The 14,216-nt window shown below is 38.2% G+C and carries 6 protein-coding genes; 4 read left to right on the top strand and 2 right to left on the bottom strand.

The window, feature by feature from the left end; genetic code table 11:
- The first annotated feature begins 579 nt into the window (after positions 1 to 579).
- Entirely contained in the window at positions 580 to 2,310 is a 1,731-nt protein-coding gene (locus ACH3O9_RS11080) for a glycoside hydrolase family 43 protein (protein ID WP_416440371.1), read from the top strand.
- A gap of 67 nt (positions 2,311 to 2,377) precedes the next feature.
- On the opposite strand, the gene ACH3O9_RS11075 is transcribed toward ACH3O9_RS11080, so the two are convergent.
- Positions 2,378 to 3,499 (bottom strand): glycoside hydrolase family 43 protein, encoded by a 1,122-nt coding sequence (locus tag ACH3O9_RS11075; RefSeq protein ID WP_416440369.1) that lies wholly within the window; start codon positions 3,497 to 3,499, stop codon positions 2,378 to 2,380.
- 317 nt (positions 3,500 to 3,816) lie between these two features.
- Here ACH3O9_RS11075 and ACH3O9_RS11070 point away from each other — a divergent pair, with 317 nt between their 5' ends.
- The 3 genes from ACH3O9_RS11070 to ACH3O9_RS11060 all read left to right on the top strand — a co-directional run bounded on the left by ACH3O9_RS11070 (position 3,817) and on the right by ACH3O9_RS11060 (position 10,980).
- A complete protein-coding gene (locus tag ACH3O9_RS11070; RefSeq protein WP_416440367.1) occupies positions 3,817 to 6,921 on the top strand; it encodes a SusC/RagA family TonB-linked outer membrane protein in 3,105 nt (1,034 codons plus the stop codon).
- A 9-nt stretch (positions 6,922 to 6,930) separates the two neighbouring features.
- Positions 6,931 to 8,865: a RagB/SusD family nutrient uptake outer membrane protein gene (locus tag ACH3O9_RS11065; protein WP_416440365.1), complete on the top strand. Its 1,935-nt coding sequence runs from the start codon at positions 6,931 to 6,933 to the stop codon at positions 8,863 to 8,865.
- Between the two features lie 156 nt (positions 8,866 to 9,021).
- Positions 9,022 to 10,980 (top strand): sialate O-acetylesterase, encoded by a 1,959-nt coding sequence (locus ACH3O9_RS11060; RefSeq protein WP_416440363.1) that lies wholly within the window; start codon positions 9,022 to 9,024, stop codon positions 10,978 to 10,980.
- Between the two features lie 224 nt (positions 10,981 to 11,204).
- Here the strand turns inward: ACH3O9_RS11060 and ACH3O9_RS11055 are convergent, their stop codons facing one another.
- Positions 11,205 to 14,117: a glycosyl hydrolase 115 family protein gene (locus tag ACH3O9_RS11055; RefSeq protein ID WP_416440361.1), complete on the bottom strand. Its 2,913-nt coding sequence runs from the start codon at positions 14,115 to 14,117 to the stop codon at positions 11,205 to 11,207.
- Positions 14,118 to 14,216 lie beyond the last annotated feature (99 nt).

Here is a 14,216-nt window from a genome sequence, read left to right as displayed (position 1 = left end):
TTCTCCACTTTTATTAGTTTTGATGTTAAGCATAATAACAAACAAAGCTAGTCCTGACAGTATTTTAAATTCTTATGAAGTGATATTCGCTATGATCATAATGGGCTCATTGCTGTCAATTCCCGCTATGGCAGTATTTTGGTTTATTAAACGGAATTTGAAGTCTGATTATTTAGTGTGGCAAAAGAAGACCATATTATCATTATATTCTTTATTCTCTGTTTGGATGACTTTTTTTTAGTAGATAATGGTTTTGTTACAAGATTCTCCACACAAACAATATGGATTCTAATATACTCCCTAACTATAGTTTTAGCTGTTTGTATTTTTAAATTTCAAGAAATGAAATTTCCTGAAGAATAAACACTTAGAATAAAGGCTGAAACAAATTCCATAACCCTTGATTAAAACCTACAAACTGGGTAAAACACCTATAAAATCGCTCCTAACTAGTAAAAATCGGTTCTTTTTACCTTTTCTTCATCTATAAATATGAGATTATTTGAATAGTTTAAATCGATTGCGTAAAACATGGTTTTATTGGCTATATTTCTTCCTGATTAACCAATTCTAATAAACATGCCTTTTAAAATTTGGGTAAGCATTTGTTTAACCGCTTTTATTCTAACCAGCTGCGGGAAGAAAGAAAGAACTGAAACCGCTTCAGCAGAGCAACCAGAACAAGAATATTTTAACAACCCCATTCTTGCCGGCTGGTATCCAGATCCCAGTATAACAGATGATGGTAAGGGTAATTATTACATGGTAAATTCGTCATTTGCCTTTTACCCGGGAATCCCCATTTTTCACAGTACAGATCTTATAAACTGGAAACAAATAGGAAACGTATTAGACAGACCAGAGCAATTACAATTAGAAGGTTTTGGTGTTTCAAGAGCCATTTTTGCCCCAGATATTAGTTATGACAATGGTACATTTTATGTAACCTGTACTTTAGTAGATGGCAAAGGTAATTTTGTAGTTACAACTAAAGATCCAGCCGGTGACTGGTCTAACCCGGTTTGGCTTCCGGAAGTTTCAGGTATTGACCCAGGTCTTTTCTTTGATGAGGACAAGGCATATATCGTTTATAATAGTGACGCTCCAGATAACAAACCTTTATATCAGGGTCACAGAACAATTAGACTTCTTGAATTTGACAAAGAAAACCTAAAAGTTATAGGCGAGAATAGAATTCTGGTAAATGGCGGCGTCGATATTTCGAAAAAACCTATCTGGGCGGAAGGTCCGCGCATTTATAAGCTTAATGGTTATTATTACCTCATGACGGCAGAAGGCGGCACGGCCATTGATCACTCTGAAGTTGTTTACCGTACTAAAGATATAAATGACAAGTTCATTCCTTATGAGAATAATCCTATTTTAACGCAGCGTGATCTAGACCCAACAAGGCCAAACCCTATCACTTCAGCAGGACATGCAGATATTACTCAGGCACCTAACGGTGATTGGTACGGTATTTTTTTGGCATGCCGCGCTTACGGTGATGATTATTATAACACAGGTAGAGAAACTTTTCTTGCCCCGGTAAAATGGGTAGACGACTGGCCGGTTTTTGATCTTAAAGGTGAATCTGTAAAATACAAATATCCCGTTCCTGACGGAGTGACAATTGATAAAAACGCATTTCCCTTAAGTGGAAATTTCACATTTAAAGAGGATTTTGAAGCTGATTCACTCGGTTTTAACTGGCTATTTATACGAACTGTAAATGATATGTGGTACAACTTTACAGATCGCGCAGGAAGTATTGCTTTAGAAACAAGACCCGAAACTATTTCAGGCAAAAGCAATCCTAGTTTTATAGGTCACAGACAGCAACATTTAGAAGGTTCTGTCGCTGTAAGCCTAGATTTTAAACCAGAATCTGATAATGAAAGTGCCGGTATTGTGGCTTTTCAAAATGAGACTCACTTCTATTATTTGTGTAAAAGTATAAAAGATAACGTACCCGTTGTAGAACTGCGAAAAAGCAACGAGGATAGCTTTGAGGTTTTAGCCGAAAAAGAAATAGAGGCAACAGAGAGCGAGCTCGAACTAAAAATAGAATTTCATACAGATCATTACAATTTCTATTACGGCAACAATAATAATTGGAACTCCTTAGCTGAAGACGTTGATGGAAAATACCTGAGCACCAAAGTGGCAGGTGGTTTTGTAGGCGTAACTATTGGTATGTACACCACCTCTAATGGTAAACAAAGTCCTTCTAAAGCATACTTTGATTGGTTTGAATATACAGGCAATGATGTGGTTTTTAAAGACGAGGCAGCAACAGTAACAGAATAAGTTTGGGTACTATAAAAAGAAAAACCTCTGCTAGTGCAGAGGTTTTTCTTTTTATAGATATTCTTAATTATTCTGCTTCTACCATAGCATCAACAGTTTGAATTGTGCCGTCGTCATTATAATGAAGTTCTGTTACCTTCACGCTACGTAAATGGGTTTTACCACCAGATAACGAACTATCATGATAGAACAAATACCACTTACCGTTAAATTCTACAACAGAGTGATGATTTGTCCAGCCTAAAACCGGCTTTAATAAAACTCCCTGATATGTAAAAGGACCATAAGGATTATCACCTGTAGCATAAACTATATTATGCGTGTCACCTGTAGAATAAGAAAAGTAGTATGTACCGTTGTATTTGTGCATCCATGCAGCCTCAAAAAAACGCTTGTCGTTTGCACCTGTAGTAAGCGGGTCACCCTCTTTATCAAGAATCTGAATATCTTTAGGAGCTTCAGCAAACTCAAGCATATTGTCACTCAATTTTGCAATTTTTGGGCTTAATGCCGGTTGGTCATCTGCAGGATATTTATCTTCATTAACATATTTTCCAGAAGTCCATCGTTGTAATTGGCCACCCCAAATTCCGCCAAAATACATGTAATATTCACCATCTGTATCTTCAAAAACCGCCGGATCTATGCTAAAACTACCTTTAATAGGCTCTTTTTCGGCTGTGAAAGGACCTGCTGGATTTTCGCTTGTAGCGACACCCATTCTAAAGATATCTTCTTTATCTTTTACAGGAAAGTATAAATAGTATGTACCATCTTTCTCTGCAGCATCTGGTGCCCATAACTGGCGACCCGCCCAGGAGATATCTTTAATGTCTAGACCAACACCATTATCTGTAACCTTACCTCCTACACTATCCATAGAAAGAATATGATAATCTTTCATATCAAAGTGACTCCCAAGGTCATCTTCAGGTATACCAGATTCATAATCGTGAGAAGGATATACATATAACTTACCGTTAAAAACGTGTGCTGAAGGATCTGCCGTATAAATATTAGTAACTAAAGGCTCATCATTTAAATTGCCACTAGCAATTGTATCATTTACAGCACTATTTTCTGTTTCTGCAGACGCCTTAGAAGACTCATTATTCTTGCAGTCGGTAGTGGTTGCAAGTGTAATGGTGAGCAGTGCTACCGCATTTAACTTCATGTAAGATTTAATCATTTGGTGTTTGTTTATTAAATTAAGAATCAAATATATAGAAAAGCGCATATGAACACTCATTTGCGCATCGCTAAGTTATTCAAAAAAAAATCAATCGTTTTCTTAAAATTAATTTAATATTTAATTATCTGATTTATAGCATTTTAACATAATAAAGTGACACCGTTAAAAGTTAAATTCACAATAAATTAGCATTTTTTTTACGCAATCGATTGCATCATATTATAATTTGTGTATTTTTATGACATCAAAAAAAAATGGCTGTTCTTTTTAAGAATTCGCCTGCCAGGCATCTTTAAATCAAAAAAATTAACAAAATGATCAATCATTTACTCAATGAACAACATTTAAAGCTTAAAAAGCTTTTCTTTTTTGTTCTGTTTTGTGCTTTAGCCTTTCCGGCCTATTCTCAAAATGGAACTGTTAATGGTACCGTTTCTGATGAAATGGGACCCCTGCCCGGAGTAACTGTGTTACTCAAGGGAACAAGCAATGGTACAGCAACCGATTTTGATGGTAATTTTACCTTATCAAATGTGCCTTCAGATGGTGTATTACAATTTAGTTTTGTAGGTTTTGCAACTCAGGAAATACCGGTAAATAGTCAGTCTACATTTAATGTGACTATGGCCGCTGATGCTGAGTCTCTAGCCGAAATCGTTGTAGTAGGTTATGGTACACAGCGTAAAGAATCTGTTACAGGATCTGTAGCATCTATAAAAGGTGATGAGATACGTGAAGTGCCTTCTGCTAACGTGTCTGAAGCTTTGCAAGGACGTTTACCCGGGGTAGAACTTTCACGATCTTCATCAAAACCGGGTTCTACAAGACAAATACGTATACGGGGTGTACGCTCTCTTACAGCAAGTAATGACCCGCTTATTGTTCTGGATGGTATTCCTTTTTCTGGATCTATAAGTGATATTAGTCCTAATGACATAAAAAGTATAGATATTTTAAAAGATGCTTCTGCTACCGCTATTTATGGATCACGGGGAGCTAATGGCGTTGTTTTAATTACTACTAATAGAGGACAAAAAGGTCAAACTGCACAATTTACATATAACAGTTTTTCAGGACTTGCTACCACATTTTCTGAATACCCTATGATGAATGGTTCACAACTCGCTGCCCTTCGAGATGCAGCAGGTCTATACCCTAATGATGGTACTGATGAATCTCGCGATGTAAATACAGATTGGCAAGGTATGTTTTACGCTCCTGGTTTAATTATGAACCATGATATGGGTGTTTCAGGAGGCGGTGAAACAGGCAACTATAACTTTGGGCTAGCTTATTATAAGGAAGAGGCTGTTATACCAGATCAAGACTATCAACGTATATCATTAAGAGGCGCTTTGGACCAGCAAATAGGAGAGAATATTCGTATTGGTTTTAGCACTAACAATAACTATTCAATTAGCAATGGGAATAATTTAGGATTGTATGGAGTTCTTAGCAGTTCGCCTCTTGCAGACCCTTATAATGAAGACGGAACTTTAAAAAGGGTTATTAGAATGCCTTTAGACGATCAATGGGTATATACAAGAGAATCTGTAAAGAGTCTTGGTGACCGTTGGGTTGATCACACAAAATCATTCGGTTCATACAACAGTATGTATGCTGAGATCGCTATACCAGGTGTAGAGGGATTAAAATTTCGCACCAATCTTGGTCTTAATTTTAATGTGTCTAATGATGGTGAATATACAGGTGAAGGCGTTTTTAGTGCTCAGCCAGATACACAATCTGTAGCTTCAATTGGTAATTCACAACAAACACGATGGTTAATTGAGAATTTAATTACTTACGATCGTACTTTCGCAGAGAAACACAGCCTTAATGTTGTAGGCTTATTCTCTGCAGAAGAAACAAATTATAACAGATCTTCTATTGTTGCACGTGATATCCCATCAGATGCTTTTCAGTATTACAATTTAGGACAGGCTAATGGTGAGATATCTATTAATCCTGATACACAGGTGTATCAAAAATACGGCTTAATGTCTGTTATGGGAAGAGCCATTTATTCTTATGATGACAGATATCTTTTCACGGCAACCTTGCGTACAGATGGATCTTCTCGTCTTGCTGAAGGTTATAAATGGAATACCTATCCTGCTGCTTCTGTAGGGTGGAACATTAAGAACGAATCTTTTATGGAGCCGGTTGAATGGCTTAATCAATTAAAACTACGTGCAGGATATGGTGAAACATCTAACCAGGCAATTGCTCCTTATGCAACTTTAGGTCGCCTGGGTACGAGACCCTATAACTTTGGTGATGAAAATTATCAAACAGGCTATTATGTGACTGAACTGCCTAACTCTGAATTGGGCTGGGAATACTCAACTACATGGAACTTTGGTATTGATTTCGGCTTTTTTAATAATCGCCTTTCAGGTACTGTAGAATATTATAAAACCAATACTAATGATATCTTACTTGGAGTAAGTCTTCCTAGTACCGCAGGTGTTGGGAGTTATACAGCAAATATTGGTGAGACCCAGAATAAAGGTGTAGAAGTTTCTCTTAATGGTGTCATTATAGACAATCCAGATGGGTTTACCTGGGAAGCAGGATTTAACCTATATGCAAACCGCAATGAACTGGTTTCTCTCTCTTCAGGACAAGAACGGGATGAAGCAAATGGTTGGTTTGTAGGCCACCCTGTTAATGTGATCTATGATTATGAAAAAATAGGATTATGGCAGGAAGGTGATCCTTATCAGGATATTCTTGAACCTGGTCCTTATGGCGCTACTGATCAAGGTACTGTGTTAGGTTCTATTAAAGTGAAGTACACAGGAGAATACAATGATGATGGCACTCCTGTAAGAGCAATAGGTCCAGACGATAGACAAATACAAGACACTAATCCAGATTTTCAGGGAGGTTTTAATACCAGATTAGCTTATAAGAATTTTGATCTAACTGCAGTAGGAGCATTTCAAAGCGGAGGAATCCTGATAAGCACTTTATACGGTTCTTCAGGTTATTTAAATATGCTGAGCGGCCGTAGAGGAAATGTAGATGTAGATTACTGGACACCTCAAAATACGAGTGCAGATTATCCTAATCCTGCAGGAATAAAAAGCGGAGACAATCCTAAATATGGCTCAACTCTAGGTTATTTTGATGGTTCATTCCTAAAGATTAGAACTATTACGCTCGGTTACAATTTTGAGGATGAATTTCTTGAAAAACTGGGTGTAGACAGATTTAGACTTTATACTACAGTTCAAAATGCATTTGTGCTTTTCTCACCTTATAACAGAGAATCAGGAATGGATCCTGAACCTAACTCTTATGGAGATGAGAATGCTGCAGTTACTACTAGTTACAACAGAAGGTTGCTAACCATAGGTACTAATACACCTTCAACCCGCAACTTCCTTCTTGGAATTAACTTAACATTTTAAAAAACAGCGATGAAAAGAAATTATTTTAATATCATACTTGGCACAGTCATCATGACCATGTCATTAATGAGTTGCTCTGATATTTTAGATGAACAACCCAGAAGTATTTACGAGCCCAGTTATTTTAAAACTGAACAAGGTGTATATGGTGGTTTAACTTCTCTATATGCTCACTTACGATATATTTATGGCCAGGCGTATTACTATAATACCACAGAGACTGGTACAGATGAGGTAACTTATGCTCAAAGTGCCGACCAGAATTTCCAGGTAATGGATATGTCTGGACAAGGAGATATAACCTCTACAAGTAGTCGCTCTGATGCCTTGTGGGGTGCTGCTTTTCCTAACATTAATACAGCCAGTGGAATTATTGAAAACGCTACAGAGGTAGGTACAATTTCAGATGCTTTGATTGCAGAAGCCCGTTTCTTTAGAGCATTTGATTACTTTATTCTTGTGCAGACCTTTGGTGGTGTTCCTTTAGATTTGGGTGCCGGAGAATTACAATTTAATACAAATCCAGTACGATCATCTGAGCGCAATACTGTTCCTGAAGTTTATACGAGAGCTATTTTCCCAGACCTGTTAGCTGCAGTTAATGACCTTAATGATGAACCTAGAGTAGTAGGCGGGGTGACTAAAACAGTGGCTCGTCTTTATCTTGCTAAAGCGTATCTTACTTATGGCTGGTGGTTACAAAATCCTGATAACATTCCTACTTATCCAGAAGCTCCCAGAACAGACCCAGACAGTCATGACCCACAATGGTATTATCAACAAGCTTATGATATTGCTACTACAGCAATTGCTAATCCCGGTCCCTTTGGTCTACAGGAAACATATTATGACGTAAACCTGGCAGAAAATGATCGTAATAATGAGATTCTTCTTTTTGCAGATCATACAGAAACGAGTGAATTTTACAATGGAGGAAGCCTTACTTATAGTAATGGCGGTGCTCCTGATAACTTCGCCGGTTGGATGATGACTTGGAATTATACAAACATAAGAAGCAGCTCATCAAACTCTTCATGGGAATCTATTAGTTCTGTACAACGTGAGGCAGAGCAACATTTAGGAAGACCATGGACGCGTATGTGCCCTACAATTGAAGCGGTGACTAATACTTTTGCAGATAAAACAAATGACTCTAGATACGATGGTACTTTTACTACAGTTTACAGAGGTAATTGGGATAAAGCAGGAATTGAAGGACCTTTATATAATGCAAACCTTTTAGAAGTTAATCCGGGTGATGCCATTCTTACATTCCTCGATGAAGAGCCATCAGGCAGTATAGATTATCCTAATGGTGGTAGTGATAGCAATATAGGTGCAGGTGTGCTTCCCGGCAGGTCAGATTTTGTTATCGCACCTAGCGGAATAAGCAGAATCGTATATCCAGGACTTTGGAAATTGGGGCCATATCGCACAAATGATGGTGATGGTTTAGGTCAGCCTAATGCTGCTAGTACTCGTCCTTTTAATATTGCTAAATTTTCTGAGCTATATTTTATAGCCGCAGAAGCTAAGGTAAAAGGTGCGCAAGGAGCAGAAAGCGCTAGAGATTTAGTAAACGTGATCCGAGCACGTGCAGGAGTATGGCGCTGGGATAACAATGGCAATGAAGAGAAGTTAGAAGATAACAGTGCTGAAATGATGGCCGCTACACCTGCAACAATTGACATAGAGTATATTCTTGCTGAACGCTCTCGCGAATATTATGGAGAAGGTTATCGCTGGTTTGACCTTGTACGAACACAAAAGTGGGAAGAGTTAGCTTCCACTTATACAATTGGAGGCAGTAATTATGGAGATCACACTCCCCAGACAGTAAATCGGGATATTCAACCTTATCTTTATCTACGTCCCATCCCACAAGGTCAACTTGATGGTATGGAAGGTGACATAGCTAATTATCAGAATCCAGGATACAATTAAAATTAAGAACAAGGGGGATATATCCCGTTGGGATTAACAAATAATACAAAGGTTCCTCATAAATTGGGGAACCTTTTTTCTTTGAATCAGTTAGTATCATATCTTATAAAAAGACATAAAAACATTAAATTATTTTAATTATAAACTCAGGACTCAATGAGAAGTATTCAGGCATTTATAACGGCAGTTTTACTGCTCCTAACAACAGCTACATCAATTGCTGAAGTCAGGTTACCAAAATTGATTAGCGACGGCATGGTTTTGCAACGAGATAGAAAACTACCCGTTTGGGGCTGGGCAGACGCTAATGAAAAGATTACCATAACATTTAATGGAAAAAAATATAAGACCATAGCATCTTCAGACGGAAAATGGAATGTAGAACTTCCTAAAATGAAAGCCGGTGGTCCTTATAATATGACCGTTTCAGGAACTAATACCATAGAAGTAAAAGACATTTTAATAGGGGATGTCTGGCTTTGTTCCGGGCAATCTAACATGGTGCACCAGATGGATATTCATGATGTTACCTATGCTAATGAGATCGCTACCGTTAATAATCCCCAGATCAGACATTTTAAAATCCCAACCACTCCTGTACTTGATGGTCCACAGCCGCAGCTTGAAGGAGGTGAATGGCAAAAAGCTGTAGGCGATGAAGTACGACCTTTTTCTGCAGTAGCATATTTCTTTGCTAAAAAAGTCTACGAAAAATACCATATCCCCATTGGGCTTATCAATGCCAGCGTAGGCGGAACGCCCATAGAAGCATGGATACCGAAGGAAGGTTTTAAAAAATTTCCTGATGTTGAAAAGATAATCAAAGAAAATCAGGACACCGCTTTTGTTAATAACCAGTTGCAAAATAATCCTTCTAATGATGCTTCGGCACAACCTAAGGATAAAGGGTTAATAGGAGATAAGAAATGGTATGATGTCGATTTTTTACCTAAAGATTGGCGACGTATCAATATTCCGGGATATTGGGAAGATCAGGGTGCCAAAGACCTGAATGGTGTGGTTTGGTTTCGTAAAGAGATCGAGTTACCAAAAGATATGGCAGGCAAAGAGGCTACTGTCTTCTTAGGACGAATTGTTGATGCCGATGAGCTTTACATTAACGGTGAAAAAGTAGGGAATACTACTTATCAATACCCACAAAGAAGGTATGATGTATCAGCCAATCTACTCAAAGCAGGAAAAAACACATTTGCTATTAGAGTAACTAACAATTATGGTAAAGGCGGATTTGTACCTGACAAGCCCTACTACATTTTTACAGATAAAGATACGGTAGATCTTAAGGGTTACTGGCAGTATAAAGTAGGTGAAGTTTTTAAACCTTTTGATTATGCAGCCGCCTCTCAGGGTAATCAAACCCGCAGGATAAATCCACAAAATGAACCTACGGCTCTTTTTAATGGGATGGTAGCTCCGTATACACAATATCCCTTCAAAGGAATTTTATGGTATCAGGGAGAGAGTAATTCAGGCCATCCTGAGACTTATGAAGCCTATATGGAATCACTTATTGAAAGCTGGCGAAAGGTTTTCAAGGCTCCTGAAATTCCGTTTATCTATGCCCAACTTCCTAATTATATGGATGTGTCTTATCTGCCCACTGAAAGCAATTGGGCTGAGCTACGGGAAGCACAACTGAAAGCACTTAACGAACCTAACACAGCAATGACTGTAAATATTGATTTAGGAGAATGGAATGATATTCATCCGCTAAACAAAAAAGATGTAGGTGATCGTATGGCGTTGGCAGCTTTAAAACTAGCCTATAATGAAGATGTTGTGTATTCTGGGCCTTTGTATGAAGATTACACAATACAAGATGGTAAAGTATCTCTTTCATTTTCTCATGTTGGGAGCGGACTTGTGACTGACGACGGTGAAACTTTAAACGAATTTGCCATAGCTGGCGCCGATAAGAATTTTGTTTGGGCGAAAGCCAAAATAGAAGGAGACCATGTAGTTGTGTGGAGCGATGAAATTAAAGACCCAAAATATATACGCTATGCTTGGGCAGATAATCCTGACAATCCTAATCTCTACAATAAAGAAGGATTACCGGCATCACCTTTTAGAGTAGAACTGAATAAGGATTAATGAATTTATTCTTTTTATATATGAATATTATTCAAAGGTGCTTCCCAAAAATCCGGACAAAATTGGTAAAAATCCCCTTTAGCATGTAAAAAATCGGATTTTCTATACGAATTATTAGAAGTACCTTTTAAGTAAAAAACCTGTCAGCATTAAGCTGACAGGTTTTTTATGTGACCTTGGTAAGTTCCCAATTAACTAACCGGAAAGGAATAATTTATATCCTGTTATTTTACTTTAGGACTTTCTGGCAGACCTAAGTAAGTTTGCTTGAGATCTCCTGTTTCAATCACTATTTTCTGAAGAACAACACCACTGTCTACCATGTAATATTTTAATACATGATTGCCAGCCTCTGAAAGTGTATGTGTTGATGTAATTACTTTAATATTGTTTGCAACAGATTGATTCCAGTTTGCGTCAGAACTATCTTTATTCAGATTAACTATCTGCGCCTCTTCATCGTCAAAACCAATCCCATATTTAAGTCCGTCGCGGGTTGTATAATTAATTGTAGGAGAAAAATAAGCGTAAACTTTTACTTCACCTTTAGATTCTAAATGAACATTATATTCTAATCTTGGCGAACTATCAGTTATTTCCTGTGGACCTACAAATACAGGCATTGGCGTAACTCCAGAACCGGTTTTACCTAGATTATCAATAACCCCCCAATTGAAGTCATTATCGGTCTTTTTAGATGAAAAATCGGCCGCTTCAAGCGAAATATAGCCATTCATTTCTGCGAAACCTTTAGCGTCATCAGCAACACCGTTGACGATATTGACCGTAACTGAAACTTCCTGCTTTCCTGAAGAAACAGTGATTGTTGCACTGTTCTTTCCTTTTGGCGCTTTTTTCCAATTTACACTTACTTTTACCGGTTTTTCGGTAGAAATTACCTGATTTTTATCTGGTAAAATCAGCCAGTTTACATCCGATTTTATAGTGTATTTAAGCGATTCTTTCCCGCGATTAAAAACCGTCAGGTTATAAACCGAATCATCAAATGAATAGAAAGTCGGTAACACAGCTTCTCCTTCTGCATTAGGCCACCACTTTTCTGAACCATCTACAGCAACACCCAAAGATGCTTCCTCTGGAAGTTCAATGGTTTCAGTTTCCGGAATATTATTGTTTTCGGGTTGCTGCCAATACGTATAACCAATGTGCGTCTGAGACATCATATGGTTCCACTTTCCATCAGCTAACTCGGTGTGATAATAGTCGGCCAGTTCAGCATCCTTATCAAAAAGTTCTTTCACCTTATCTGCATATTCGTTTGTCGCTGCTCTCCCCTGCTCTGCATACCATTTATTTTTCGCGGCAGCTACATACATTTCGTTCAAATTTGCACTTGCCAAAACCGGAAATAAAACCAACTCATAATAAGCATCTTTAAATTCTGCCGGAAGTTGGTCGTTTATTTTTTGGGCTTTCGCCGCAAGGCTATTATATTCTTCAACAACTCTATTTGCTTCATTGTAATTGGTCAAACTAAAGGTTGAAGCATCGATGAGTTCAGGTTTACGTCTTGCATTATATTTGGTGTATTTTCTTAAAATATCGGCGATTTCCTCAGTAAAATTGTCATCAAACGTTTTTGCTGCCCATTTTGTATAATAATCCTGCAAGTTTGAAGTGTCTATAGCTTCAGGGTCCCAGGCATAATCCAGAAAAAAGGAAATAGGGAATTCCATAGGTTTTAGATCGCCCACATTCACTATCCAGACTTCATTAGCTCCAAATTCATATGCGAGATGCATTTGCTCCCACGTTCTTTCAATTTGGTTCGTATTGATCCATTTATAATTTCGAGGTCCACCTACATAATCAAAATGATAATAGATACCGTAACCGCCTTCACGTGGTGCGGCATCAAGCTCCGGCAATTTGCGTATGTTGCCCCAGTTGTCATCACAAAGTAAAAGCGTAACATCATCTGGCACACGCATTCCCTGATCATAATAATCCTGAACTTCTTTGTACAGCGCCCACATTTGCGGAGTTTCTTCTGCGGGTTTCCCCGTTACATCTGCGATTATTTCACGCTGATTTTTAACTATATCTTCAAGTAAACCAATAGCTGTTCCCTGTGTCATGGGCTCATCGCCATCTCCGCGCATACCAACGGTTACTATGGCTTCTGTATCTCCTTTACGCTGCATGCCTTCTGTCCAGAATTCTTTAAGATTCTCAGCGTTTTTGGAGAAATCCCATGCTCCCTCACCAAAATGTTCCCACTCGGCATGAGCTCTGGTTAAAGGTTCGTGATGCGAAGTTCCCATTACAATACCATATTCATCAGCAAGTTTGGGATTTTCAGGATCATCTACGTAGAACATTCTGCCCCACATTGCGGGCCACAAATAATTGCCTTTTAGACGCAGGATCAATTCAAAAACATGATCGTAAAATTTGGCATTAAATCCGCCAAATTTCTCAAATGCCCAGCCCGAAAGCGCCGGAGCTTCATCATTTAAGAAAATTCCTCTGTACTTTACTTTAGGCTCTCCTGCAGTGTGAATTCCTGGCAGCACATCAAGTTCGCTATGTTTTTTTACCGGAACATCTGCCCAGTAATACCAAGGCGAAACGCCGATTTGCTCAGAAAGATCGTACATGCCATAAATGGTTCCGCGTTTATCACTTCCCGCAATAACCAAAGCTTTCTCGACACCATCCATAGGATTTTCTACTACCTGAGTAGTAAATTTCTCCCATTTTCCATCTAAAGCACTTTCGTCAATTTTGCCATCTTTTGCCAGCTTATCAATCAATGTGCTTTTTCCCAAAGTCCCAATAATAACTACGGTTCCTTTAGCAGATTCTCCAATAATTAACTCTGGTTTTTTGCCACTTACTTTTTCGATATCCGTTTGTAAATGTCCTGCGACCCTTAGAACGCCGGGGAAATCTGAATCGCTAACTAAGAGTGATGCCACTTTATCTTGTGAAATTAAAGGAAAGTTCTCCGGCGAAATTTCTTCGGTCACATAATTTTCATTCACTTTTTGGGCGAAAGAAGCCGATGTTGTAAGAAAAGTAACGGTTAAAACGAAAAGGTTGAGTAAACGGAATTTCATAGCGATATTTCTTTTCTGATTATCAGTTGTTAGTAATAATTCTCCTTTTGTCATGCTGAACTTGTTTCAGCATCTCATCCTGCTATTAAATCAATGATGATGAGACCTTGAAATAATCCCGAAAGCTTTCGGGACAAGGTGACGATAGACTCA

The sequence above is a fragment of the Leeuwenhoekiella sp. A16 genome, from assembly GCF_047946675.1.
Taxonomy (GTDB): domain Bacteria; phylum Bacteroidota; class Bacteroidia; order Flavobacteriales; family Flavobacteriaceae; genus Leeuwenhoekiella.
Note: the sequence above shows the minus strand (reverse complement) of the source record. Positions and strands in the feature narration are given on the sequence as shown.

Bases quoted from the DNA above. Each gene is read 5' to 3' on its own strand.
- ACH3O9_RS11080 (WP_416440371.1), top strand. From the start codon at position 580: ATGCCTTTTAAAATTTGGGTAAGCATTTGTTTAACCGCTTTTATTCTA.
- ACH3O9_RS11075 (WP_416440369.1), bottom strand. From the start codon at position 3,499: ATGATTAAATCTTACATGAAGTTAAATGCGGTAGCACTGCTCACCATT.
- ACH3O9_RS11070 (WP_416440367.1), top strand. From the start codon at position 3,817: ATGATCAATCATTTACTCAATGAACAACATTTAAAGCTTAAAAAGCTT.
- ACH3O9_RS11065 (WP_416440365.1), top strand. From the start codon at position 6,931: ATGAAAAGAAATTATTTTAATATCATACTTGGCACAGTCATCATGACC.
- ACH3O9_RS11060 (WP_416440363.1), top strand. From the start codon at position 9,022: ATGAGAAGTATTCAGGCATTTATAACGGCAGTTTTACTGCTCCTAACA.
- ACH3O9_RS11055 (WP_416440361.1), bottom strand. From the start codon at position 14,117: ATGACAAAAGGAGAATTATTACTAACAACTGATAATCAGAAAAGAAAT.